This window comes from Solibacillus sp. iso_87 (assembly GCF_056173085.1).
On the sequence record NZ_CM149656.1, the window covers coordinates 1,227,550 to 1,254,319 of the forward strand.

The following is a 26,770-nucleotide window of genomic DNA, read 5'->3' on the forward strand; positions in this document are numbered from 1 at the left end:
CGCATCTTTGTCATAAAGCATAGGTAGGTGATCAACTACCCGTAAAAGCCCGATTGGTTTGGGCCAACACAATGTTGGTCACACAAGCGTTGTCACAGGACGTGACGTTTTTAGCTCGTGTTCCTCTTAATCAGTGGGGATGAAAAAGCCCGCCACTGATTGAAGTTAAACTTTATTTGAAAAACATACGTACTTTTCGTAACACCAAACATATAAATTTGATAAAATGTACATAGAAACAAAGGGAGGTGTATGATCATAGAAAGATTTAACAAGCTCATCCAACTAATCAGCTTTCGTGCACTGTTAATCATCGTACTTGCGGCTACTGCACTTCTGCAGTTTTTCCTGATGATTGATAATGTTCGTGGCGTTACATATGATATCCAGCTAACTGAATTATCACCGGAAACCATTCGTTCATCTAAGACAGTGGAAGATACGGTAAAGACAGAAATAGAAAGGGAAAATGCGGAGAAAGCCGTAGAACCTGTATACATATATAAAGATGAGGTACCCAGTCAGCGTGCAACTTTTGTGACAACCATTTTTGATATTGCATTGGAAGTGAAGAAAGATATTGCAAAGGCAGAGGAAGAAATACCTCAAGATGAACAAATAAAAATGCTGCGTTCAGCGTTAAAAGATATTGTTGAAAACCAGCAAAATCTGATTTTATCTGATGCACAGTTGGTGAATGTATTAAGTGCATCACAAGCAAATCTTGAATCTGCACGTGATGCATTAGCGACACTGGTCGAAGTGAACTTAAATTATCCGCTTCGTAAGGATAGCTTGCTGCCATACCGAAATGAACTGGAAAGTAAGATTCGTCAGCAGCCTTCAATTTCTGAAGGGTTAATGAGTTTGGCGATCGTCATTGGTCGTGCAGCGATCGTTGAAACTGAAGTACTCGATGATGAAAAAACGGAGATTGCCAAACAGCAGGCAAAGGAAGCGGTTGAGCCTACACGTATTTTGCAAGGACAGATCATTGTCCAGGAAGGCGAAGTCATTACACGCGAAATTTACCGCCAGCTTGAATTGTTAGGGATGCTGGACAGTGAGGAATCGATTAAACCGATTGCCGGGTTAATCATTTTGATTTTACTGCAAATGTCTTTCCTTTTCGTCCTTTTTGATCGCTCGGAAAAAGACATTGCTTCAAAACGCAATGAAGTGCTCGTTACAATTATTGTGTATGCGATTGCTTTAATTATGATGAAACTGATTGCACTCATTTCAACGAATTTCGATCTGATGATTGCCTTCATTTTCCCGTCAGCGTTAGCGACAATGCTTGTCCGTGTGCTGGCCAATGACCGCACCGCAAGTTTTGTGACAATCATTACGGCTGCATCTGCAGGGATCATCTTTCATGAAGGATTATCCGGTATTTTACAGATGGATACAGCGCTTTACATTTTATTTGGCGGATTCGCATCGATTATTTTCATGCGCAGCCTGGAAAAACGGACAGACATTTTGCAGGCGGTTGGTATTGTAACGCTTGTTAACATTGTATTTATTGCATTTTATATTTTAATGGGACAGTCAGGTTACGGAATGAAGGAAGTTGCATTTTACGTTGCTGCAGCCATTATTTCGGGATTATTATCCGGTGCTTTAATGATGGGGCTGCTACCGTATTTCGAATCGGCTTTCGGACTTTTATCTGTCGTGCGACTGATTGAATTATCGAATCCGAATCACCCGCTGTTGAAGAAAATTTTGACGGAGACACCTGGTACGTATCACCATAGTATAATGGTTGCGAATCTGGCTGAAGCGGCATGTGAAGCAATCGGGGCTGATGGCTTGCTGGCAAGAGTCGGTTGCTATTATCATGATGTAGGGAAAACGCGAAGACCATTATTTTTTATTGAAAACCAAATGGGGACAAACCCTCATGATACGATGGCACCCGAAAGTAGTGCGGAAATAATTATTGCGCATACTACTGATGGGGCTGAGCTCTTGCGCAAGCATAAAATGCCTCAGGAAATCATAGATATTTGTCTACAGCATCATGGGACAAGCACATTGAAATTCTTTTTGTTTAAGGCTAAGGAAGAAGGGAAAGAATTGGACGAAAGTGTATTCCGATACCCTGGTCCAAAGCCACAGACGAAAGAGGCCGCTATTATCAGTATTGCGGACAGTGTGGAAGCGGCAGTTCGTTCGATGCAGCAGCCGAATGCAGAGAAAATACAAAAGCTTGTGCAATCGATTATTCAGGATCGTGTACAGGATGACCAGTTTGATGAATGTGATATTTCGCTAAAAGAACTGAAAAAGATAGAAGACGTATTATGTGAAACATTGAATGGAACGTTCCACTCGCGTATTGAATATCCAAAGGAATAGTAGGAGGGAACAAAATGTTATTAATTGATTTTTTAGATGAAACAAATGAAGTACAAGAATCCCATTTAGAATTAGTGGAAAAATTACTCCAGCTTGCAGCGGAGCAGGAAGGTATCGAGGATGGCTCGGAAGTGTCGGTTACGTTTGTGACAAATGAAGCGATCCATGAAATTAACCGTGAATACCGTGATAAAGACCAACCTACTGATGTTATTTCTTTTGCATTGGAAGAAATGGGTGAAGGGGAACTGCAAATTATCGGTGAAGGGATTCCACGCATTTTAGGAGATATTATCATCTCGACAGACCGTACACGAGAACAGGCAGCCGAATATGGCCATACGTTTGAACGTGAGCTTGGCTTCTTGGCTGTCCATGGCTTTTTACACCTGCTTGGTTATGATCATATGACACCTGAAGATGAAAAAGTCATGTTCGGAAAGCAAGATGAGATTTTACAGTCATACGGCCTAGGTCGTGATATGAATGAACGTCCGTAAATTTTTTCGTTCATTTCGTTATGCGATGGAAGGACTAGTTACGGCTGTACTTGAACAGAATTTCAGATTTCACTTAGTGAGTGCCATCGTTGTCATGATGGCAGGCTTCTTGACAGGGCTGTCGATCGTCGAATGGTGTATCATCATTTTAGTCATAGCTTTTGTCATAGGAACCGAGTTAATCAACACGGCAATCGAGCGTGTAGTAGACTTGGCATCACCGGAAATTCATCCGCTCGCCAAGCAGGCTAAGGATGTTGCGGCAGGTGCCGTACTTGTTTTTGCGCTCGCAAGTGTTATAATCGGACTACTCATATTTTTACCAAAATGGTTTTAAAAATAATGTTTTGGGGGAACCAAAGATGAACATGGAACAATTAATGGAACAATCTAAAATTGCACGTGAATTTGCTTATGTACCTTACTCGAAATTTAAAGTAGGTGCGGCTTTATTAGCTGAGGATGGTACAGTGTACAATGGCTGCAATATCGAGAATGCAGGTTACAGCATGACAAACTGCGCGGAACGTACGGCGTTTTTCAAAGCAGTGTCAGAAGGCAATATGAAGTTTAAAGCGCTGGCGGTCGTAGCAGACACACCGGGTCCATGTTCCCCATGCGGAGCTTGTCGACAAGTAATGAGTGAATTTTGTGCTCCGGATATGCCCGTCTACTTAACAAATATGAATGGTGACGTTCAACAAACAACAGTAGGTGAGCTGATCCCGGGTGCATTTAATACGGAGGATATGAAAAATGCAGGAAAATAAAGGGTACAAATCGGGCTTCGTCTCGATTGTAGGTCGTCCTAATGTGGGCAAATCAACATTTTTAAACCGAGTGATCGGCCAGAAAATTGCGATTATGTCTGACAAACCACAAACGACACGTAATAAAGTACAAGGTGTTTTAACACAACAAAATTCTCAAACGATTTTCATCGATACACCGGGGATTCATAAGCCGAAACATAAATTAGGCGAATTTATGCTGAAAACTTCACGCAACGCTTTACGTGAAGTCGATGTAATCATGTTTATGGTTAACGCTGAACAAGCCATCGGAAAAGGTGACGAGTTCATCATTGAGTTGTTGCAAGGCAATCAAACACCGGTATTTTTAATCATCAATAAAATCGATTTAGTACATCCGGATGAACTGGTAAAAATCATTGATTCGTATAAAGATAAGTTCGACTTTGCGGAAATTATTCCAATTTCAGCATTACAAGGCAACAACGTAGAAAACTTATTAACAACAATCGAAAAGTATTTACCTGAAGGCCCTCAATATTATCCGGCAGATCAAGTAACGGACCACCCGGAACGCTTCATTATTTCTGAATTAATCCGTGAAAAAGTATTGCACTTAACACGTGAAGAAATTCCTCATTCAATTGCGGTTGTAATTGAGCGAATTAAGCCACATGAAGAAAAAGAGAACATGATTCATGTACAGGCGACTATCATGGTAGAGCGCGATTCACAAAAAGGAATTGTGATCGGTAAACGCGGCGCCCTTTTAAAAGAAGTCGGCTCTCGTGCCCGCCAGGATATTGAAATGCTATTAGGCTCAAAAGTATACTTAGAGCTTTGGGTAAAAGTTCAAAAAGATTGGCGTAACAAGCAAACGCATTTACGCGATTTCGGATTTAGAGAAGACGAATATTAAGATGTAGTGAAACACCCATTTTCTTAAGGAAAATGGGTGTTTTTTGATATTCTACTTTTCGTGCGTATCGTTCCACATTACGGTGAAAAGGTTCTACTTCCAAGCTTAAACCTTCTACGTTCATCACTAAACATTCTCCATTCCCCGTCAACGTGGCAAATAAATTCTCCCACTTGAGAACAACATTATTCTTGATTATAGTAAATGTTCTGCTACCATTTAGTAAGGGAATATTTAACAGAAGTTAGAAGGTGATAATATTGAATAATTTAAATAAATTTTTACTGGCACTTTGGGCGATATCGCTCGCTTTATTATTTATTGTCATTGCGACCGTTGATCAGGATCAAACAATTTTGGTTGCAGAAGGCCAAATGAATATTGAAGAGCCAAACCCATCACAAATAAAGACAGAGAAAGATATAAATGAAAAAAACGGACCCATTAGTGAACCAAAGCAACAAGTCATTAAAGAATCGATTCGTCTTGCAATGACGGGGGATATTTTGCTGCATTTAAGACTTGCAAAATATGATGATTATACTTCATCTTTTGCAGCGGTTATGACGAAGATGCAAAGCTATGATTTTCTTATCGCCAATCAGGAATCTCCACCTGTCGGTAACGAATTTCCATTAAGCGGCTATCCACTATTTTCAAGTCCAGCCCATATTATTCGGGATATCCAACATGCAGGAGTTGATTTAGTGACGATTGCCAATAACCATATAGTTGATCAAGGGGAAAAGGGTATGCGTACGGTTTTTAATAATCTGGAAGACTATCACATGCCATATGTGGGAGCTTATATAAATGAAGAGGACAAGTCTGCACAACGGATCATGGAAATCGGATCGATAAAAATTGGACTGCTTGCCTATACGTATGGCACAAATGGACTTTATTTACCGAAGGAATCGCCGTTTCTCATTAATTATTTCGATGAAGCAAAAATAAAAGCGGATATCGAAGAATTAAAACAATCGGTCGATGTAGTAGCTGTATCGATGCATTGGGGATCTGAATATGTTTATGAAGCGAATGACAATCAAAAACATTATGCCGATATACTAAATGAAGCGGGAGTCGATATTATTTTCGGGACCCATCCGCATGTACTGCAGCCATATGACAAGCTGATCAATGAAAAGGGACAGGAGACGCATATTTTTTATTCGCTCGGTAATTTCTTTTCGACAATTATAACGATACCGAACACGATGATTGGCGGAATTGCAAGCCTTGAAATTACAAAGGAAGGCGACCGGATTACTATAGATGAACCTGAGCTTTATGTCACTTCTGTATTAAAAGATGCAGACGGAATTTATCGGGTCTATCCATTAAAAGATGTGGAACAGCGCTCTGTAAAAAATCTTCAATGGGTAAAGAAAATCATGGGACAATCTGTAACCGTTTATTAAACTTTTCTAGCAATAGTGCGGTATAATAGAGTTACGAATGAAATAGAAGGATGTGCAACAGATGCTACATAAATGGGAAGGCATCGTTTTAAAGGCGCGTGCTTATGGTGAATCCAATAAAATCGTGACACTTATGACCCGTGAAGCTGGTAAAGTCGCGTGTATGGCACGTGGAGCGAAAAAACCAACGAGTCGTTTAGCAGGTGTAACACAAACATTTATGCATGGCTCGTTTTTAGTCCAGCGAACATCAGGCATGGGGACATTGCAACAAGGGGAACATTTCAATTCGATGCGTCATATTCAAACAGATATTATGGCGACAGCCTATGCAAGCTACATCGTGGAAATTGTGGATCGCCTCGTTGAAGAAGGCAGACCTGAACCTTATGCTTTCGATATATTAATTCAGGCATTGAATGCAATTGAAGAAGGGTATGATCCTGAAGCAATCACTTTGTTTGTGGATTGGAAAATGCTACCGTTTGCAGGTATCCAGCCGATTTTGCATGCCTGTGCAGGTTGCGGGGCTGTTGATGGGGAATTTGCATTTTCATTTACACAAGGCGGATTTATATGTCATCGATGCTTCCATTTGGACCCGTATATTATACGGTTATCACCAACGCAGCTCAAGCTGATTCGCATGTTTTATACGGTGCCGATTGAGCAAGTCGGCAAGCTGGAATTAAAACCGCAAACGAAGCAATTTATTAAAAAAATTGTGACGACAATTTATGAAGAGCAAACAGGGATCCGTCTGAAATCACGCAACTTCATCGAACAACTGGAGCGTACACCGTTACTGCAGCGTGAAAAGAAGGAAGAAGAATAAAATTATTGCCTAGGAAATAAAGCGAGTCGAAATTCCGTAGAATTGCGCAGACTCGCTTTCGGGAGGGAAAATATTGCGCGAATTTGAAAATGAACAACTAACCGTTTTTCAAAGTGTGTTATATCAAACGACATCAGCGGTAATTAAAACAAAAGAGGCTTTAATTGTTACCGACCCTAACTGGCTGCCGAACGAAATTGCCGAAATAAATGCCTATATAGAGTCGATTATTGAAGGTCGGAAATTATATATTATTTATACGCATAGTGATTATGATCATATTATTGCAGCAGGTGCTTTTCCGCATGCGACAACAATTGCCAGTGAAGCTTTTGTTAATCGAATAAATAAAGAAGAAATATTGGAGCAAATCCGTCAGTTTGATGCTCAGTACTATATCGAAAGAGATTATCCTATTATTTATCCTCATATAGACATTGTTATAAAAGAAGATGGTCAAGCACTTGATCTGCATGATATAATGTGTAGCTTTTACTTGTCCCCAGGGCATACGGCAGATGGTTTATTTACAGTTGTGGAGCCGTTCGGTATTTTATTGGCGGGGGATTATTTATCGAATGTCGAGTTTCCTTTTGTCGAGGATTATGAAGCCTATTTAGCAACACTCCAAAAGGTGCAAAATATTATATCAGATAAAGAAATTGAAGTTGTCGTGCCAGGACATGGGACAACGACGAATCACCTTGATGAAATTCAAAAACGAATTGACGAGTCATTATTATATTTAAATAATTTAGCAAACGATAGTATTGATGAATCACAATTGCAAAAGCTGTATCCGTTTTATAAAGGTTTACAAGAAATGCACGAATTAAATAAAAAAGCTGTAAACAAATAAAAAAAGCCAAAGAAATTAAGTGATAATACTTAAATCTTTGGCTATTTTTGTGCAAATCTAGCTGTTTGCCAGTTCATTCATCCGTTCCAGCACTCTTCGCTTGCGATATAGCATCATGCCTGCCTCGGCAATATCTTCAATCATCGATTTATTAATAAAAGCACCGAAAACCATGCCCGCTACAGGAATCATTTGAAAGAGCTTTTTCATACCGAAGTTATCGCGGTACGTAAAGAAGACTTCCTGCCAGCCTTGTAACTGCGAAACCATATTTTCTGCAGCGTTCGGTTTTTCATAATGTTGTGCCAGTTCATTTAATATCGCTTCTTTGCCAACAACATCGGAAGACGCAAATTGCAGACATTTCACGATGAAAATACGCTCAGCTTTTTCATTTGGATCATAGCCATGGATCATTGCGATTTCTTGTAATGTTTTTAGCGCAATTCCTAGAATGACAGGGATATCGAGTGCCAATGTAAACACACCGCCAAAGCCGGTAGATGCTCCTTGTACGGTTGCAACCTTTGCACGGTTTTTCTGTAGTTTTTCACTCAGTTCCACCATATCTTCTATTGGCATTTGTCCAATATCCTCCAATGTGGAAACCGAATGCAGCGTATGTTTTTGAATATGACGCATCAGTGATTTTTCGCTTACTAAATATTTTCCACCTGTTTGGACATAGCTTACCAGTTCATCGACCAAGACGGAAATTTTCTCTTGAATGAATTTCGGTGTTAATTTATCGAGTATTTTAAAAGGGATGCGGCCAATTTTCTCCCAAAACCATAAACCGCTTTGATCTTTTTCCCAAAGTTGGATTGCTAATAAGTGATTTTCTAGCTGTTGTTGAGTTTCCATGAATCGCCCTCCCAATGGACATGTTCCTTATTTTACGTTCCATAATGAAAAAGGTTTCAGCAAGTTACTCGAATTGTGTCAGCAATGGGATGATATCTTCTTTTAACCGTTCATAAAATTCTTCCTCAAGCTTTAAGTGTTGATGATGGCGCATGTGTTCAAAAAGAGTGAACATATGCTCGATTTTTTCTTTGGAAAAGCGGAAGTGATGATTAAAGTGGTTACGCTTATTATCGTCGCTTAAATGCATATAACCCCGGATAATTGTAAACAGTTGATTGTATTTTTTATTTGCCAGTTCATAAGCTTCGCGGCTTAAACGACCAAGTGCATTGCCGGGATCGTCAAACTTTCTGTAAAATAACTGTGCTTCACGATAAATTTCAAGTTTCATATTCGCCGTGTAGAGGATGTGGTGCTGTGCGCGGTGTTCCGGGCATTCAAATTGGAGTATTGCTTTTACGAGATGTGAAATTTTATCAAACGTGTCTAAAGGTGTTTCGGTTTTGTCCTTTACCTGAAAAAACATAAAATCCCCCTCCAATCATTGCTTTTTTAGATTATAACTTGTTTTTGTATAAACTGTCTAAATGTTCAAAAAATAACAAAGATATTTAGAAAGTGCTAAATTCTCGCTAACGCTAAAATTTTCTGCATAAAACAATGATATTGTACAAAAGTTTTGACAATTCAGAAAAATATAAATTATAATATCGTTATTAGAAAGTTGTTACACAATATGCGTAATTGGAGGTAAAGTTATGAATCTACCGAATATACAATTTACAGAAGAACAAAAGCAATTTAGACAGGAAGTCCGTAGTTTTTTAAAACAACATATTGAGAAGGGGACATTTGAAACACGCTGTGACTCATGGCTAAGTGGTTCTAATCCTTCTTTTTCAAAACTGGTGGCAGAGCAAGGTTGGATCGGGATGACATGGCCGAAGCAATACGGCGGCAGTGAGCGCAGTACAATTGATCGCTATATTTTAACGGAAGAATTTTTGGCATTTGGCGCGCCGGTAGCTGCACACTGGTTTGCGGATCGTCAGACAGGACCATTGCTATTACGATTTGGTACGGATTATCAGAAGGAATTTTTCTTGCCGAAAATTGTGAAAGGAGAATGCTTTTTCGCTATCGGGCTAAGTGAGCCGAACAGTGGTTCTGATTTGGCGTCTGTTGCAACGCGTGCAGAAAAAGTGGATGGCGGCTGGATTGTAAATGGCGCAAAAACTTGGTCCAGTAATGCCCATGATGCACATTACATGGTAACGCTCATCCGTACAGAACCATTAGGAGAAAAAAAGCATGAAGGTCTTTCACAATTCATCCTCGATTTAAAAGGTGAAGGTGTGACAATTGCACCAATTCGTTATTTAACTGGTGAACCGCATTTTAACGATGTCTATCTGGATAATGTATTTGTTCCGGACGAGATGGTAGTGGGAACGCTTGGTAACGGGTGGAAGCAAGGTTTGGCAGAGCTCGCATTTGAACGCAGCGGTCCTGAGCGAATTTTAAGTACATTTCCGCTACTAAATGAGGTAATTGAACAACTGAAGATTAAGAGAAATCTGGTTGGTCTGGAAGAAGCGGCGAAGCTCGTAGCAGAACTGTGGTCATTACGTAACTTATCGATCGGGGTTGCAAAAGTATTGGAAGAAGGCGGAGAAGTTGCCATACCGGCAGCGCTCGTAAAAAGTATCGGCACGAAGTTCGAACAGAAAATTCCTGAGATCATTCGTCTGTTGCTTGATGTTTATCCAAACTTGCAAAGTGACAATAAGGTTGAGCGATATTTGGCTGAATCCATTTTACATGCCCCTGGATTTACGATTCGTGGTGGAACATCAGAAGTTATGTATGGAATTTTAGCGAAGGGGGTTATTGCACAATGAGCGAAATTAAAGAGATGGTCGTTGAAGTAGTTGAAAAAATTTTTAAGGATAAAGTTGAAAAAGAAACGGTAGATCTTTTGGAAAAAAACAAGTGGGCTGAGGATGTATGGCAGCTGCTGCTTGAAAATGAACTGCATCATGTAGCGGTAAGCGAAGATGATGGTGGGGCCGGGGGGGATGTTGAGGATTTATTTGCACTGTATTTCCTTGTAGGAAAATATGCGGCACCTGTTCCGTTTATTGAACACACGTTAGCCAATTTTTTCTTACAGCAAGTGGACTTGAAAAGAATTGGACAGTTAACTACGTACAGCATTACAAACCCGCTGAAGTTAAAGGATAATGCTTTAACCGGTACTTTAAAGCATGTCGGGTGGGCACAGTATGCCGAAAAAATTGTGACGGTTGCACAGGAAGGTTCACAGCAATTTATCGTTGTTGCCAATTTACAGGATGCACTGCTGAAAAATAGCACAAACTTGGCAGCCGAACCACGTTCAGAAGTTGTATTCGAAAATTTGAAAGCGCTTAATAAACTGCCGATAACCTCAAAGCAATATGACGCATTTAGAAAATTAGCTACAGCGGCATCTGTCAGCAAAATGAGCGGAGCATTAACAACGGCATTCCAGCTAAGTATTCAATTTAGTAAAGAACGGGAACAGTTCGGTCGACCAATTCACCGATTCCAGCTTGTGCAGCAGCATTTGGCGAATATGGCGGGAGAACAGACGCTTATGACAGTGGCCGTCAATAATATCCTGACATTATTAGCTGACGGTCGAGAAGAAAACGAAGTAGCGTATGCGCGATTGCGGATGGATGATGCGAGTCGTACAGTGGCAACTTCTGCTCACCAGGTACATGCCGCAATCGGTGTGACACATGAACATCGCCTCCATCATTATACACGCCGCTTATGGGCTTGGCGTGACGAGGAATTTACCGCTCGTTACTGGAAAAAACAGTTGGCGCAGCAACTGCTGGAAACAAAACTCGACTTGTGGGAAAGCATTACAGATCAAGTAGAAACGCATGTACATGCATAAGGAGGAAAAATAATGGCGGATTTATTATTTGAAGTGAAGAATCATATTGCAACAATTACACTGAATCGTCCCGAAAGTTTAAATGCATTTAGCGAAGAAATGATTCTTTCTTGGATCAAAGCATTAGAGGAAGTGCGTGACAATGATGACATCCGGGCTGTTATTTTAAAAGGGAACGGCAAAGCATTTTGCGCAGGCGGCGATATAAAAGCAATGGTGGCAGGGCAGGGCTTTTACCATAGTGAAGAAGATATTACTTCAACAGCACTGGCCCGCAAAAATTCTTTATGGAAAAAAGTGCAGCGCGTACCTTTATTGCTTGAAGAAATCGATAAGCCGGTCATTGCGCAGATGCACGGCTTTGCAATGGGTGCAGGACTTGATATGGCATTGATGTGCGATATCCGTATTGCTGCACAATCTGCAAAGTTTTCGGAAAGTTATATTAATGTAGGGATTGTTCCTGGTGATGGCGGCGCTTACTTTTTACCTCGGCTCGTCGGTATCGATAAGGCACTTGACATGCTCTGGACTGCGCGTGTCCTAACGGCAGAGGAAGCGAAAGAAGTGCGTCTTATTACATTTGTTGTAAATGATGAGGAACTGGAAAGCTTTACACAAAGTTATGCAGAAAAATTGGCGAATGGGCCAATTGAAACGATCAAAATTATAAAACGTGCTGTTTATCAAAGCCAATCAATGAGCTTGCGTTCGTCACTTGACTATATTTCATCAAAAATGGGCTTAGTAACAGAATTGCCATCATACGAAGAAGGGGTCAAAGCAATAGTGGAAAAACGAAAAGCCGTTTTCAAATAATACATGTGCAAATGGGGGACGCGGATGAAGAAAATATTTCTCGCAATAGTTTCAATCGCTGCTATGTTGCTGGTAGGTTGTCAAAGTAATGTTGAGCGTTATGGGGAGCCGCTTATTTTTACAACAGGTACAACAACAGGTGTTTTCTATTCACTTGGAGCTGGAATTTCGACAATGTGGACAAACGAACTGGAAAAGCGTGTTGCTTCACAAGCATCGAATGGAAGTATAGAAAACTTAAATTTAATGCGTAAAGGTGAAGCAAATATTTCATTTACGACAGTGAATATTGCCTATGAAGCATACAACGGTGTTGGAAGCTTCGAAGGCAAGCAGTATGAAGACGTTCGAATATTAGGAAACCTATATCCAAATATTAGTCATATTATTGTGAAAGATGATGAGAAGTACAATTCGATTGAAGATCTAAAAGGAACAAGCTTCGTATTCGGAGCTGCGGGAAGTGCGACTGAAGTAGAATCCCGCCTTGTCCTTGAAGCACATGGTATTGGTGAAAATGATATTAAAGCAAACTATGTCGGCTTTACTGAAGCGACAGATTTAATGCGAAATGGTCAAGTGGAAGGGGTCAATATTTATACAGGTGTACCGGCAGCTGCTGCGACAGAGCTGATTTCAACGGTAGATTCAAAAGTATTAAGTTTTTCTGACAGCGCCATTGACCATTTAGTTGATGAATATCCTTGGAACTTTGCCTATACGATCGAGCCAAACACTTATGATAAACAGCCGGAAGCGATTCAAACTGTCGGTCAGTACAGCACGATTGTAATTGACGAAAGCGTTAATGAAGAAACCGTCTATCAGTTAACGAAAGAGCTGTGGGAAAACTTGAGCTCACTGCAGAAATCATACAGTATTGTAAAGCAGTTCAGTCCGGAAAGTGCGGTTGCGGGAACGGCGGATATACCGTTGCATCCTGGAGCGGAGCGCTACTATCGTGAAATTGGTGTAATCGATTAAAAGTAAAGTACAAGGAGGGGACGGTATGACAGAAAAAGTACTTGAAAAAGATGAAATTCAACAATTAATGGATCTCGAAGATAAGAATATTAATTCACGTAATTATGTTGGTATATTTGGAAAAATTGTAATCGGTGTTGCAATTATCTGGTCAATATTCCAAATATATATGAGCAGTATCGGTGTAATGGAAGCGACGAAATTTCGTGCATGGCATTTAGGGTTTTTACTCTTATTCAGCTTTATTTATTATCCTGCTACAAAGAAAAGTGTAGGTACGAGAAGGCTGCCTACTTGGTTTGACAGTGTGTGTATTACACTATCAATTTCCGTAACGCTATATTTCGTTATTATATATGATATTTTAGTCCGTGACCGTGCAGGTGAAAATACGATTCTTGATCTATGGGTCGGCGGATTTGCCATCGTATTGTTATTTGAGGCAGCACGTCGTGTTGTCGGCAATGCGCTCACATTAATAGCACTGTTTTTCCTTGCTTACAATTTCTTTGGTGCCTATATACCGGGAATTTTGGGGCATTACGGATTTAGCCTTGAGCGAATCATCAATATTATGTTCTGGGGAGGGCAAGGTATTTTCGGAACGGCTCTAGGTGTATCGGCAACGTATATTTTCATATTCGTACTGTTCGGCGCGTTCTTGAAAAATAGCGGTTTTTCAGATTTCATCAATGACTTGGCACTGACAATCGCTGGACGTACAGCTGGCGGACCTGCAAAAGTAGCAGTTTTTGCAAGTGCATTAATGGCGACAATCAGCGGGAGTGCTGTTAGTAATGTTGTAACAACGGGTACGGTTACCATCCCAATGATGAAAAAGGCAGGGTACTCGAAAAAATTTGCCGGTGCTGTAGAGGCGGTTGCTTCGACAGGCGGATTAATTGCACCACCGGTAATGGGGGCAGCAGCCTTTATTATGGCTGAGTATTTAGGTGTAGCGTACTCTGTTGTTATGCTGGCAGCAGTCGTGCCAGCAATACTTTATTATTTAACATTGTTTATGATCGTGCATTTTGAAGCGAAAAAAATGGGGTTATCGGGTATTTCTAAAGAAAATATTCCGGTAGCAATGCAAGTTCTGAAAAATGGCGGGCACTTATTAATTCCTTTATTCATTTTACTGTTTATGCTGTTTGCAGGTTATTCGCCGTTATATGCGGCAATCTTTGCCCTATTTTCAATCGTGCCGACAGCTGCCATTCGCAAACATACACGTATGAACTTGAAAACGGTTATCGATTCTGTTGTTGAAGGGGTCAAAGGAGCGATTAGCGTAGGGATTGCCTGTGCAATCGTTGGAATAGTTATTGCGACGATCACGCTAACAAGCATCGGTTTGATCATAGGTAACAACGTATTAAGTTTTGCTGGTGACAGTGTCATGCTGGCAGCTATTTTAACAGCGGTAATCAGTATCGTATTAGGAATGGGGATTCCTGCAACAGCGGCATATATTATTGTTGCAACAATTTCTGTGCCGATCCTAACACAATTGGGTGTACCTGCGATTGCTGCCCATATGTTTGCCTTCTACTTTGCTGCTTTATCAAGCATTACTCCTCCTGTAGCATTGGCACCTTATGCCGCAGCAGGTATCGCAGGTGAATCACCGAATAAAGTATCGTTTGAATCGGTTCGTCTCGGGTTGATTGGTTTTATTGTTCCGTTCTTTTTCATCTTTAATCCAGCGCTCCTTCTAACGGGCGGGACAATCGGAGAATATATTTTTGCGGCGATTACGGCTTGTATTGGCGGGGTATCAATTGCAGCAGGCATTAAAGGCTATTTATTCCGACACACTTATTTCATCGAACGTCTTGCCTTCTTCGGTGCAGGTATTGCGTTAATGGATACTACGTTAATTTATAATCTTATCGCGTTAGTAGTAATTGCCGTTGCAGTTGCGACACAAATCGTATTGAAGCAGCCTGAACGGAGCATAGAACCGTCGTTAATAAAAGAGTAGAAGAATTGAGGTGATGGGGATGCGCCCATTAGATAATGTTAAAATATTGGACTTATCACGTGTGTATGCTGCACCGGCAGGAACGATGATTTTAGCGGATTTAGGTGCTGAAGTCATCCGGATCGAGCATCCTGCGGGATCGGATAGTATGCGTGGCTGGGGACCTTTTATAAATGATGAAAGTACGTATTATATTTGTGCGAATCGTAATAAAAAATCAATTACATTAAATTTAAAAGACCAGTCCGATAAAGAAGTACTGCTAGATTTAGTAAAAGAAGCGGATGTCATTATCGATAATTTTAAAGCGGGCGATATGAAAAAAATGGGACTCGATTATGAGGAGCTAAAGCAAATTAATCCACGGATTATTCAATGCTCGGTGACCGGATTTGGTCAGACAGGTCCGCTTGCTGCAGAACCGGGATTTGACCCCGTTATTCAGGCGATGAGCGGTTTAATGGATGTAACGGGACATCCTGATGGAGAAGCGACAAAAGTAGGAGTGCCAATTGCGGATATTTTGACATCCCACTATGTCGTAATCGGAATATTGTCTGCACTAAGGATGCGTGACATGACAGGCAAAGGCCAATTTATAGATCTGGCACTTCTTGATGTGCAGATGAGTTCCCTTGCAAATGTTGCAAGCGCGTATTTAAATACCGGTTTCAAGTCGAGCCGTCTTGGCAACCAGCATAATAATGTAGCGCCGTATCAAGTGTTTGAATGTTCGGATGGGCCGCTCATGTTCTGTGTCGGTACGGAAGATCAGTTCAAAAAGTTTTGCGAAATGATTAATTGCCATAGCTGGGTGACAGATGAGCGCTTTAAAACGAATTCGTTGCGCAAACAAAATGAAGTTGTGTTAGCAGGCTATATTTCCGAAATAACAAAAACGAAAACACGTGATGAATGGATCGTGCTCTTGCAAAAGTATAAAATTCCTGGGGGACGTGTGAATACTGTAGAAGAAGCGTTTCAGCAGCCGCAAGTAATCGCGCGAAATTTAGTAGGCGAAATCGAACATCCATCATACGGGACAGTGAAATTTGTAAAAAATCCTTTACAGCATTCAGAGCTTAATATTTCCTATGATTACGGGCCACCTCAGTTAGGGGAGCATACGGAAAACCTGTTAAAAATTAATAAAAACTAGTTGTAAGGTAAATGTCGGGTGAGATTTGCAGATTATCCAATGAGTAATGTTGTTTGGTTTCTACTGTCGGAAAAGATAGGTGAAAAGTTTTATGACTTTTAACATAGCCCCTTCTTTTTTAAATTGACTAGTTTTGCTACTATTAGGAAAAGGGGGGCTTTTGGATGGAACAACAGAAATTTGAAAAAATGTATTTAATGCAAACCGTGCAAAAAACAATTGTAATATTGCGTGCTTTCACGAAAGAACAGCCAAAGCTTTCTTTAACTGAATTAAATAAAAAGACAGGAATCGGCCTATCAAGCTTGCAACGTTTTGTTGCTACATTAGTATATGAAGGTTTTTTAATAAGGGATGACCGGACAAAGCAGTATCAGCTTGGTTTATCGCTAATTCACTTAGGGAAGCTTGTTGAGGAAGAATCAAGTATCATTACGATTGCCCAGCCAATTCTTCAGCAGTTGAACAAAGTGACGAAAGAAAGTATTTCGATGAGTATTATTGACGGCAATGAGCGCCGCTGTATTATGAATATCGAAAGTTCGTATGCTTTGTCGGCACGTAATCATGTCGGGGATACATCACCGCTCTACGCGGGGGCCTCTGCAAAATCATTGCTTGCTTTTTTGCCGCAGGAAGAAATTGATCAATATTTGGATGAAGTGATGATGGAACATGTAACGGAAAATACGGTTGTCGATCGTGACCGGCTGCTGGAGCAATTGCAGGAAATTCGGAATCAGCAATATGTTTTTACCCGGGCTGAGCGCATTATTGGAGCCTGTTCGTTCAGTACAGCGATTATTTCAAACGGGAGGCCGGTTGCATCGATTGCGATTATTATACCGGAAGCACGCTTTGATGAAGAGGAGTTTGAGGAATTACGTGAACTTATTTTACGTGCAAAATTCGATATTGAAAAACAGCTGAATAAATAAAACAATCCAACCGGGTGAAAAATCGGTTGGATTGTTTTTGTTAGAAAAAAACACTTTCTGCTCAAATTGAACAGAAAGTGCCTTATAAAATTAGAATTGTAAATGTTTTTCGATATAAGCTTTAACTTCAGCGATCGGCATACGGATTTGTTCCATTGAATCACGGTGACGTACTGTTACTTGACCATCTTCTTTTGAATCGAAATCGTATGTGATACAGAATGGTGTACCAATTTCGTCTTGACGGCGGTAACGTTTACCGATCGATTGCGACTCATCGAAATCAACAGGGAATGCTTTACGTAATTCAGCCCAAACGTCGCCAGCTTCTTCTGATAATTTTTTAGAAAGTGGCAATACCGCTGCTTTGAATGGAGCTAGAGCGGGGTGGAAGCGTAATACTGTACGTGTATCGTCGCCTTCTAATTGCTCTTCTTCATAAGCATCGCATAAGAATGCCAATGTTACACGGTCTGCACCTAATGATGGCTCGATGCAGTATGGTACATAGCGCTCATTTGTAACAGGATCGATATAAGTGAAATCTTCACCTGAATGTTCCATATGCTGCTTTAAGTCGTAATCTGTACGGTCTGCGATACCCCATAGTTCACCCCAGCCGAATGGGAAGCGGAATTCGATATCTGTTGTCGCATTTGAATAGTGTGAAAGCTCATCATCTTCATGGTCACGTAAACGCATTGAATCTTCTTTCATACCTAATGCAAGAAGCCAGTTTTTGCAGAACTCTTTCCAATATGAGTGCCACTCAAGGTCTTCACCTGGTTTACAGAAGAATTCAAGTTCCATTTGTTCGAATTCACGTGTACGGAATGTAAAGTTACCAGGTGTGATTTCGTTACGGAAAGATTTACCGATTTGTGCGATACCGAATGGTGTCTTTTTACGCATTGAACGCTGAACATTTTTAAAGTTTACGAAAATACCTTGTGCAGTTTCTGGGCGCAGGTAAATCTCATTTGAAGAAGATTCAGTTACACCTTGGTGCGTTTTGAACATTAAGTTGAATTGGCGGATATCTGTGAAATCGATTTTTCCGCAGTCCGGACAAGCTACTTCAAGCTCTTCCATTTTTTCTTTCATTTGATCGAAAGTCATACCGTCAACGATAATTTCTTTGCCTGTTTTTGTTAAAGAAGCATCTTCAATCAATTTATCAGCACGGTGACGCGCTTTACATGCTTTACAGTCGATCATCGGGTCATTAAAGTTACCTACGTGACCAGATGCAACCCATGCTTTTGGATTCATCAAAATTGCAGCATCCAAACCTACGTTGTGTTCAGATTCCTGAACGAATTTTAGCCACCAAGCTTTTTTTACGTTGTTTTTAAGTTCTACACCAAGTGGACCGTAATCCCAAGTGTTTGCTAAACCACCGTAAATATCAGATCCCGGAAATACGAATCCGCGGTGTTTTGCTAATGATACAATTGTCTCCATTGATTTTTCTGCCATGAAAAAAACCTCCTATATTTAATCAATTATGCCTCGGCATAATTGCGTCCAGATTTTTTAGACCCACAGGACGTGGGCCAGTCAACCGTTGTCACAGGATGTGACGAATTTAGGCTGACTTTTTTTTTCATCTAAAAAATCTGTGACATCTGCCAGAGGCTTATCTTCATTCAGCGGGTGGACACCCGCTGAATGAAGATAAAAGAAAGCACCCGTCTCCGGGCACAAAAGCTCTGCCCGGGGACGAGTGCATCAAGACGATGTACCCGCGGTTCCACCCCGCTTGTTTTTAAATAAATAAAAACCTCTTTTATAAAAATAGCTCAGGGGCGCCGTTTCTCAATTCATTGTAGGCTTGCACTATCCCTACTCGCTTATGTTAGAATTGATACTTATTAATCCCTTCATCGCTTTCATATTAATATTCATAAACAACAAGTGAGTTGTTCGCTAATATTGTAGCATGGGTTTGTTTTCTTCGCAATATAGAAGGAAATAGTATATAATAATTAAGGATAAAGTATAACATTATTTGAAGCGGGTGAGTCCAATCGAACTCAATAAACGTCAAGATGTAATCTTGCAAATTGTAAAAGAAAATGGCCCTATTACGGGCGAACATATCGCTGAGCGCCTTGGATTAACGCGCGCTACATTGAGACCTGATCTAGCTATACTAACGATGGCTGGATTTTTAGATGCGCGCCCACGTGTCGGCTACTTCTATGCAGGTAAAAAAACAACGGCTGCCTTTACGGAATCAATGCTGAATTTAAAAGTAAAAGATTTTCAGTCGATCCCGGTAGTTGTTCCGGATGATATGACAGTCTATGATGCGATTATCCATATGTTTTCCGAGGATGTCGGAACGCTTTTTGTTATTGATCAAGATGAAATATTACAAGGTGTGCTGTCTCGAAAAGATTTACTTCGTTCGAGTATAGGAACACAGGATTTAAATAAAATGCCTGTGCATATAATTATGACGAGAATGCCGAACATCGCCTATTGTGTTAATTCAGATTCTTTAATCGTGGCGGCCAAAAAGTTAATAGAACGAGAGATCGATTCCATGCCGGTTGTTGAAGAAACTGAGCGGGGATTGGTCATTACCGGACGGTTAACGAAGACGAATATTACACGTGCGTTTATTTCGTTAGCTGAAACGCATGATTTATAGGTGATCTTATGAAAAAATTGACTATATTTGTTGTATCTGATTCGGTCGGTGAAACTGGAGAAGCTGCCGTTAAAGCGGTAGTAAGCCAGTTTCGGCCAAATTTTGAAAAAGTAAGGATTCGAAAGTTTCCGCATATTGCTAATGTGGATGTGTTGGAGAAAATTGTCCAGATTGCGATCGCAAATGAGGCAACGATTGTTTTTACGCTTGTTGAAAAGCAGATGAGACAAGCACTTCAAAAAATCGCAAGTGAATATAAGGTTCATGCAATCGACTTATTGGGATCGATGCTTGACTTGATCGAAACTTCATTTGATGAAATGCCGTTGCAAAAGCCGGGACTTGTTCATCAATTGGATGATGATTATTTCAAAAAGATTGAAGCAATCGAATTTGCTGTTAAATATGATGACGGGCAGGACCCGCGCGGAATTTTGCTGGCGGATATTGTTTTAGTCGGTGTATCAAGAACGTCTAAAACCCCGTTATCGCAATATTTAGCTCATAAACGGTATAAAGTGGCGAATGTGCCGCTCGTTCCGGAAGTGGACCCCCCGGCGGAATTAATGCAAATCGATCCGAAAAAATGTTTTGGATTAGTCATTACACCGGAAAAGCTTAACAATATTCGAAAAGAGCGTCTCATAACGTTAGGATTAACTGAAAATGCATTTTATGCACAACATACTAGAATTGAGCAGGAAATTAGCTATTTTTATAGTATTGTTGATAAAATAGGTTGTCGAACAATAGATGTTACAAATCGTGCTGTCGAAGAAACAGCACACAAAATAATTGATATGCTAGAGCTTGATTGTAGATAGCAACCATAGCCGCCTCTTCAAAAAGGAAGAGGAGGTTTTTTTGGTGGAATAATATTTGAGATTTTTAAGAAACTAAGTGAACTATACTTTTGTTCCAGAATAATCTTGCATATTTTGTTGAATTTCGACATTTTTAGTTATATTCTGATTATTTTTTTGAAATTATATAGCAACTATAGTCTTTTTGTTTTATAATAATAAAATTGTGGTAAAATAATTATTATAGGGTAATTACAAATTTGTATAAGAAATTTTGTCGTATTTTAGAGGATATTTGTAATTTATCTCGAATACTGTAGATGGTGATAATGTGGCTGGAAAAATACCCGAACATGTGATTGAACAAATTCGCTCGCAGTCCGATATAGTCGATGTCATTAGCGATTATATGCAGTTAACGAAAAGAGGGCGCAACTATTTTGGATTATGTCCATTCCATGGTGAGCAAACACCCTCTTTTTCCGTATCCAGCGATAAACAGATATTTCACTGTTTTGGCTGTGGGGCAGGAGGAAACGCCATTACTTTTGTAATGGATATGGAACATCTGTCGTTTCCGGATGCACTCATTAAACTAAGTCAACGTGCGGGAATCCCGCTTGAAATGGAATTGTCGACTGATCAATCGATGTCGAATTCACCCATTTCAAAAAAAGAGCAGCAAATGCGAGAGGCTCATACGTTTGCAGTGGAGTTTTATCATCATATTTTAATGAATACAGAAGATGGCGAACCTGCATTAAATTATTTGCTTGAAAGAGGATTTACACGTGAGCAAATCGAAACACATCAGATAGGATGGGCGTTGCCGAATTGGGACACGCTGTCAATCTTACTGGAGCGCAAAGGATATGATCCTGAAGAAATGGCCGAAAGCGGTCTGATCATTCGTAAAGAAAGTGATGACAGCTACTTTGACCGTTTCCGCGGACGGATTATGTTTCCGATCCGAGATGAAAATGGGAAAACGATTGCATTTTCAGGCAGGATTTTAAATTCCGGTGGCGAAGATGCTAAGTACTTAAATAGTCCTGAAACGCCGATCTTCCATAAAAGTCAAGTACTTTATAATTTGGATAAGGCGCGGGCATCTATCCGTAAATCAAGACAAGTAATTTTAATGGAAGGCTTTATTGATGTTTTAGCAGCAAACCAAGCAGGTATATACAATGCTGTAGCAACGATGGGTACGTCTCTTACGCCCCAGCATATTACAAAGCTCAAACGCTTAGTTCAGCAAATTACGATTTGCTATGATGGTGATAATGCTGGTTTTGAGGCCGCCAAACGAGCTGCACAAATGCTTCATCAAGAACAGATTAAAGTTGAGGTCGCTGTTTTACCAGATAAACTTGATCCGGACGAATACATTCGTACACACGGACAAGAGGCATTTAAAAATCAAATAATAGAAAAGCCGCACGCTTATATTGCATTTATGATGATGCATGCGAAACGCGGCAAAAATTTTCAATTTGAAAATGACACACTTCAATACATTCAAGAAGTTCTGGAAACATTAAAAAATAATACTTCTCCAACTGAACGTGATTTATACATTCGTCAATTGGCAAATGAAACAAATATTTCCCAAGAGGCGATCAGTACCCAATTAAGAAAAATGGTAGCGGATAATGTAAAAGAGCAGAAACGCGATCAGAAAATGGTGGAAGAACCAACTGCTTTGCTTCAGAGGGAGCGTAAAAAAGACGCAACAGACCGTGCGGAAAGTATACTTTTAGCGCATATGTTGCATGATGTAAATATTGTGAATAAAGTTCTCAGAGAGGGAAATAACGAACCTTTCATCCATGAGGAATATTTATCCGTATTTGTTCGTTTAATTGGTTTTTACGAAGAATATGAAATGGCTGATTTCCATCGATTCGTCGAAGTGTTGGATGATCATGATTTACGAAAAATCGTGATGGATGCTGCGTTACTTGAACGTGACCCTGATAATGGTGAAGCGGAAATAATTGATTGTTTAAAGCAAATCGAAAAACGCCGATTAGAACTAAAGATTGAACAATTAAAGCACGATCAAAAAGAAGCAGAAAAAATGCATGAGCATAGACGAGCACTTGAGATTGCCCAAAAGATAATTGAATTAAATAGAAAGATAAAAATGGGCGTTTAACGCGATTTGTTTTTAGAAGGAGGAAGGTTTATGGCGGACAAGTCAAAACATTCAAAAGATACGGTAGTAAACGGGGTTTCATTAGAGCAGGTAAAAAAGCAACTTTTAGCTAAAGCAAAACAGGTTGGCGAAATGTCAATGAAGGAAATCTCTGAAACATTAGCATTTTTTGAACTGGAGAATGAAGAGATTTTCAACTTTGCCGATGAAATCGAAAAAAATGATATAACAGTTGAAGGAAAAGAAGAATTTGAAGAAGAAGCGCTATCTAAGCAAGAATCAAGCGAAGAAGCTTTCGACTTGAATGATTTAAGTGTTCCTCCTGGCGTTAAAATTAATGACCCGGTACGTATGTATTTAAAAGAAATCGGACGTGTGGATTTACTTTCTGCTGATCAGGAAATCCGTCTAGCGGAACGTATCGAACAAGGTGACGAAGAAGCACGTAAACGTCTGGCCGAAGCAAATTTACGTCTTGTAGTTTCGATTGCAAAACGCTATGTAGGCCGTGGAATGCTGTTCCTGGACCTTATTCAGGAAGGTAATATGGGTCTGATTAAAGCGGTTGAAAAATTTGACCACCGTAAAGGGTTCAAGTTCTCGACTTATGCAACTTGGTGGATTCGTCAGGCGATTACACGTGCGATTGCCGACCAGGCACGTACAATCCGTATTCCGGTACACATGGTTGAAACAATCAACAAATTAATCCGTGTACAACGTCAGCTTCTTCAGGATTTAGGCCGTGAACCTTCTCCAGAGGAAATTGGTGAGGAAATGGATTTAACACCTGAAAAAGTTCGTGAAATTCTTAAAATTGCCCAAGAGCCTGTATCGTTGGAAACACCAATTGGGGAAGAAGACGATTCACATTTAGGTGATTTCATTGAAGACTCGGAAGCACAATCTCCTTCTGATCATGCAGCATATGAGTTATTGAAGGAGCAGTTAGAAGACGTGCTGGATACATTAACAGACCGTGAAGAAAACGTATTGCGTTTACGATTCGGTTTAGATGATGGCCGTACGCGCACTTTAGAAGAAGTAGGTAAAGTGTTTGGCGTTACACGTGAACGTATTCGTCAAATCGAGGCGAAAGCATTACGTAAACTGCGTCATCCATCTCGCTCAAAACGCTTAAAAGATTTCTTAGAATAAGCTAAACAGGGAAAAGATGAAGGAGTATTTTACTCTTCATCTTTTTTTGTGTAACTATAGCAGGTAATTACTATTTTCCAAGAATAATGGTGTTGCTTTTTACCGTTGTTGTTCATTCAGGAATTATTTACAATATGATAGAGCATATAAATACAGATTTGGAGCGAAACGATGTCAAATCCTAAAAAACAAATTATTATGAATGAAATTACGTTCTGGAAACAAAACAAAATGTTACCGGAACATTATTGCGATTTTTTGATGACCCTTTATTCGGAGGGAAAACATCAAGAAGAGATTGCAGGAAAATCAAAAAATGCCGTCATAAATGTCGAAAAACGCAGAAATCGCAATGTATCCTTGTTCTTCCCGATTAGTGCAATTGTTATTTTGCTGCTGCTGTTTACAATGCAGTTCGAATGGGTTGTCATTGCAGTTGCCGCTTTATTCGCAGCAGGTTCTCTGATCGGGGCTATCTATTTTGCAAAAAGAAATCATCTAATGGCAGTGATGCTGCAGCTGGCGACCGCTTTATCCATTTTAGGTGTTACTTTGAAAGTAAGTACAACGTATTTCGCCGGCAACAATGAAATACTTTATATCATCCTTACTGTAAACTGTCTATTTTGGCTGTTAAGCGGCATCATGCTGAAGATTATTTATTTTACGATTTCAGGCATTCTTGGGTTAATTGCCATCATTAGTGCATGGGTTTATTTTCTATAGAAAACTAAAAATAATACATATACCTTATACTATTCTTTGAAGCTATGCGGAAGTCTCGGAACTTTTATGCATAGCTTTTTTATGTTTATTTTACAAAATACTCTGTAAAATGCATATATTTTCTGTAAAAATACATATTTTTAGATTACAATAGAATTGAAATGAAATAGGCTGAGAGGATGAATGGTATGCATTTTGATTTAACAACAGAGCAGGCGATGTTACAAAAGATGATACGTGAGTTTTCGGATGAAGTAGTGGCACCAGGAGCAGTCGAGCGTGATAAAACAAAAGCCTTCCCATTAGAAATTTTTAAAGAACTTTCCAATATGGGAATTATGGGTCTGCCGTTTCCTGAACAATATGGCGGAGCGGGTGCAGATACAATCAGCTTTGCGATCGTTACCGAAGAGTTGAGCCGTACATGTGCTTCGACAGGTATTACATATTCGGCTCATATTTCATTAGGCGGTGCGCCACTCTATTTATTCGGTACGGAAGTGCAGAAGGAAAAATACTTAACACCGATTTGTGCGGGGGAATCATTCGGTGCATTCGGTTTAACAGAGCCTAATGCAGGTTCTGATGCAGGTGGTACAGAAACTACCGCTGTGTTGGAAAATGGAGAATTTGTCATTAACGGGTCTAAAGTTTTTATTACAAATGCAAGTTATGCCAAACATTTAGCGTTAACAGCAATTACAGAACGGGATGGAAACAAAAAAGAAATTAGCGCCATTATTGTCCCTACTGATGCAAAAGGATTTACGATCAAGTCGGAATACGAAAAGATGGGCTTGAATGCTTCGAATACAACAGAATTGATTTTAGAAAATGTCCAGGTGCCGGAAGAGAACTTGCTTGGGGTCCGAGGAAATGGTTTTAAACAGTTTTTAACGACGTTGGACGGCGGGCGGATCGGTATTGCGGCAATGGCTGTTGGAATCGCACAGGGCGCATTAAATAAAGCGGTTCAATATGCAAAAGAACGCAAGCAATTCGGAAAGGCGCTGGCGGAATTTCAGGCAACGCAGTTTAAATTGGCTGATATGGAGGTAAAAATACAATTAGCGCGGACATTTGTATATAAAGCGGCATGGCTGAAAGATCAGGGACGTTCATTCGGAAAAGAGGCTGCTATCGCAAAATACTATGCTTCTGAGATGGCGATGGAAGTTTGCGATGAAGCAATTCAAATTCATGGCGGTTACGGCTATATGAAAGAGTATGAAGTAGAGCGCTTCTTACGTGATGCAAAGCTTTTGGAAATCGGTGAAGGAACGTCTGAAGTACAGAAAATGGTAATTGCAAGACATATATTATGATAGAAATTGAAAATTGGTAAAATTGTTACAAAGCTAGTAAAACTTGTTCGTAAAGTCTTTCAGTTTTCTATAGAATCAAGTACAATTAAATTGTTTACTAGGCAAAAGTCTAGCTTGAAATAGAATATTTAATGAGGGAGGGGAACGCAATGAGAAACAATCCACTTATTCCTTACGTACTTATCATGGCATTCGGTATCGGACTAATTTTCTTCATGTCATTTGAGGGTGCAGCAGATAAAAACAGTGCGGACGGCGAACATTCAGGGGAAACTGCTGAATTAAATGGTGAAGATATTGCTCAAAAGAACTGTATTTCGTGCCACGGTGGTGATTTAACTGGTGGTGGAGGTCCTTCAATCGTTGGATTAGATGCTGAGCATATAAAAGATTACGCATTAAATGGTTCGGAAAACGGCGCTATGCCACCAATTCTTAAAAATGAAGCGGAAGCAGATGCTGTAGCTGAATATATTTCAGGTTTATAATGAGTAGCCAAGTGTAGAAATGGGGTGATCCTGTTCTGCACTTTTTTGTATTCTGGAAAGAGACGTTTATGTAAAAGTTCTATATAATAG

General features: G+C 40.0%; 25 protein-coding genes. 22 read left to right on the top strand and 3 right to left on the bottom strand.

All coding sequences use genetic code 11. The features are described from left to right. Positions 1-252: 252 nt before the first annotated feature. The 8 genes from AC0VXV_RS05950 to AC0VXV_RS05985 all read left to right on the top strand — a co-directional run bounded on the left by AC0VXV_RS05950 (position 253) and on the right by AC0VXV_RS05985 (position 7,656). Positions 253-2,367: an HD family phosphohydrolase gene (locus tag AC0VXV_RS05950; protein WP_475530731.1), complete on the top strand. Its 2,115-nt coding sequence runs from the start codon at positions 253-255 to the stop codon at positions 2,365-2,367. Positions 2,368-2,381: 14 nt separating this feature from the next. Further along, the gene (gene ybeY, locus AC0VXV_RS05955) at positions 2,382-2,867 is read left to right on the top strand and encodes an rRNA maturation RNase YbeY (RefSeq protein ID WP_475530732.1); all 486 of its coding nucleotides are present in this window, start codon (positions 2,382-2,384) and stop codon (positions 2,865-2,867) included. Continuing rightward, positions 2,854-3,204, top strand: coding sequence for a diacylglycerol kinase family protein (locus tag AC0VXV_RS05960; protein ID WP_475530733.1), 351 nt, complete (start codon positions 2,854-2,856; stop codon positions 3,202-3,204). Before ybeY ends, AC0VXV_RS05960 begins: the two co-directional genes overlap by 14 nt. A 25-nt stretch (positions 3,205-3,229) precedes the next feature. Further along, positions 3,230-3,637, top strand: a complete 408-nt coding sequence (locus AC0VXV_RS05965; RefSeq protein ID WP_079525607.1) for a cytidine deaminase — start codon at positions 3,230-3,232, stop codon at positions 3,635-3,637. Further along, positions 3,624-4,538: a GTPase Era gene (era, locus tag AC0VXV_RS05970; protein ID WP_087615321.1), complete on the top strand. Its 915-nt coding sequence runs from the start codon at positions 3,624-3,626 to the stop codon at positions 4,536-4,538. The genes AC0VXV_RS05965 and era overlap by 14 nt, the downstream gene beginning before the upstream one ends. A gap of 251 nt (positions 4,539-4,789) precedes the next feature. Further along, positions 4,790-5,962: a CapA family protein gene (locus AC0VXV_RS05975; RefSeq protein ID WP_475530734.1), complete on the top strand. Its 1,173-nt coding sequence runs from the start codon at positions 4,790-4,792 to the stop codon at positions 5,960-5,962. Between the two features lie 61 nt (positions 5,963-6,023). Further along, the gene (recO, locus tag AC0VXV_RS05980; RefSeq protein WP_079525613.1) at positions 6,024-6,797 is read left to right on the top strand and encodes a DNA repair protein RecO; all 774 of its coding nucleotides are present in this window, start codon (positions 6,024-6,026) and stop codon (positions 6,795-6,797) included. 73 nt (positions 6,798-6,870) lie between these two features. After that, positions 6,871-7,656: an MBL fold metallo-hydrolase gene (locus AC0VXV_RS05985; protein ID WP_475530735.1), complete on the top strand. Its 786-nt coding sequence runs from the start codon at positions 6,871-6,873 to the stop codon at positions 7,654-7,656. A gap of 57 nt (positions 7,657-7,713) precedes the next feature. Here AC0VXV_RS05985 and AC0VXV_RS05990 read toward each other — a convergent pair whose 3' ends face one another. Continuing rightward, positions 7,714-8,520 (bottom strand): EcsC family protein, encoded by an 807-nt coding sequence (locus AC0VXV_RS05990; protein WP_475530736.1) that lies wholly within the window; start codon positions 8,518-8,520, stop codon positions 7,714-7,716. A gap of 64 nt (positions 8,521-8,584) precedes the next feature. Then, on the bottom strand, positions 8,585-9,049 hold the full coding sequence (locus AC0VXV_RS05995; RefSeq protein ID WP_475530737.1) for a hypothetical protein: 465 nt from the start codon (positions 9,047-9,049) through the stop codon (positions 8,585-8,587). A gap of 232 nt (positions 9,050-9,281) precedes the next feature. Here AC0VXV_RS05995 and AC0VXV_RS06000 point away from each other — a divergent pair, with 232 nt between their 5' ends. The 7 genes from AC0VXV_RS06000 to AC0VXV_RS06030 all read left to right on the top strand — a co-directional run bounded on the left by AC0VXV_RS06000 (position 9,282) and on the right by AC0VXV_RS06030 (position 17,360). Beyond that, positions 9,282-10,424: an acyl-CoA dehydrogenase family protein gene (locus AC0VXV_RS06000; RefSeq protein WP_475530738.1), complete on the top strand. Its 1,143-nt coding sequence runs from the start codon at positions 9,282-9,284 to the stop codon at positions 10,422-10,424. Beyond that, the gene (locus AC0VXV_RS06005) at positions 10,421-11,473 is read left to right on the top strand and encodes an acyl-CoA dehydrogenase family protein (RefSeq protein WP_475530739.1); all 1,053 of its coding nucleotides are present in this window, start codon (positions 10,421-10,423) and stop codon (positions 11,471-11,473) included. Before AC0VXV_RS06000 ends, AC0VXV_RS06005 begins: the two co-directional genes overlap by 4 nt. 12 nt (positions 11,474-11,485) lie before the next feature. Continuing rightward, a complete protein-coding gene (locus tag AC0VXV_RS06010; RefSeq protein WP_475530740.1) occupies positions 11,486-12,292 on the top strand; it encodes an enoyl-CoA hydratase/isomerase family protein in 807 nt (268 codons plus the stop codon). Positions 12,293-12,316: 24 nt separating this feature from the next. Next, positions 12,317-13,276, top strand: coding sequence for a TAXI family TRAP transporter solute-binding subunit (locus AC0VXV_RS06015; RefSeq protein WP_475530741.1), 960 nt, complete (start codon positions 12,317-12,319; stop codon positions 13,274-13,276). Positions 13,277-13,301: 25 nt separating this feature from the next. Next, complete coding sequence (locus AC0VXV_RS06020) at positions 13,302-15,263, top strand: TRAP transporter permease (protein WP_475530742.1); 1,962 nt, start codon at positions 13,302-13,304, stop codon at positions 15,261-15,263. Positions 15,264-15,282: 19 nt separating this feature from the next. Then, positions 15,283-16,422, top strand: coding sequence for a CaiB/BaiF CoA transferase family protein (locus tag AC0VXV_RS06025; protein ID WP_475530743.1), 1,140 nt, complete (start codon positions 15,283-15,285; stop codon positions 16,420-16,422). Between the two features lie 164 nt (positions 16,423-16,586). Next, positions 16,587-17,360, top strand: coding sequence for an IclR family transcriptional regulator (locus AC0VXV_RS06030; protein ID WP_475530744.1), 774 nt, complete (start codon positions 16,587-16,589; stop codon positions 17,358-17,360). Between the two features lie 90 nt (positions 17,361-17,450). Here the strand turns inward: AC0VXV_RS06030 and AC0VXV_RS06035 are convergent, their stop codons facing one another. Then, entirely contained in the window at positions 17,451-18,839 is a 1,389-nt protein-coding gene (locus tag AC0VXV_RS06035) for a glycine--tRNA ligase (RefSeq protein WP_475530745.1), read from the bottom strand. 541 nt (positions 18,840-19,380) lie between these two features. Between AC0VXV_RS06035 and ccpN the strand changes: the two genes are divergently transcribed. From ccpN to AC0VXV_RS06070, 7 genes are all read left to right on the top strand, one after another. Further along, positions 19,381-20,019, top strand: coding sequence for a transcriptional regulator CcpN (gene ccpN, locus AC0VXV_RS06040; protein WP_475530746.1), 639 nt, complete (start codon positions 19,381-19,383; stop codon positions 20,017-20,019). A gap of 8 nt (positions 20,020-20,027) precedes the next feature. Continuing rightward, positions 20,028-20,843 carry a pyruvate, water dikinase regulatory protein gene (locus AC0VXV_RS06045; RefSeq protein ID WP_475530747.1) on the top strand — a complete coding sequence of 272 codons (816 nt, stop codon included), beginning with the start codon at positions 20,028-20,030 and terminating at the stop codon, positions 20,841-20,843. A 310-nt stretch (positions 20,844-21,153) separates the two neighbouring features. Beyond that, entirely contained in the window at positions 21,154-22,983 is a 1,830-nt protein-coding gene (gene dnaG / locus AC0VXV_RS06050; RefSeq protein ID WP_475530748.1) for a DNA primase, read from the top strand. 30 nt (positions 22,984-23,013) lie between these two features. Beyond that, complete coding sequence (rpoD, locus tag AC0VXV_RS06055) at positions 23,014-24,141, top strand: RNA polymerase sigma factor RpoD (RefSeq protein ID WP_079525625.1); 1,128 nt, start codon at positions 23,014-23,016, stop codon at positions 24,139-24,141. A 171-nt stretch (positions 24,142-24,312) separates the two neighbouring features. Then, a complete protein-coding gene (locus AC0VXV_RS06060; RefSeq protein WP_475530749.1) occupies positions 24,313-24,867 on the top strand; it encodes a hypothetical protein in 555 nt (184 codons plus the stop codon). Positions 24,868-25,055: 188 nt separating this feature from the next. Continuing rightward, positions 25,056-26,192, top strand: a complete 1,137-nt coding sequence (locus AC0VXV_RS06065) for an acyl-CoA dehydrogenase family protein (protein WP_475530750.1) — start codon at positions 25,056-25,058, stop codon at positions 26,190-26,192. A 149-nt stretch (positions 26,193-26,341) separates the two neighbouring features. After that, positions 26,342-26,680 (top strand): c-type cytochrome, encoded by a 339-nt coding sequence (locus AC0VXV_RS06070; protein ID WP_079525633.1) that lies wholly within the window; start codon positions 26,342-26,344, stop codon positions 26,678-26,680. Positions 26,681-26,770 lie beyond the last annotated feature (90 nt).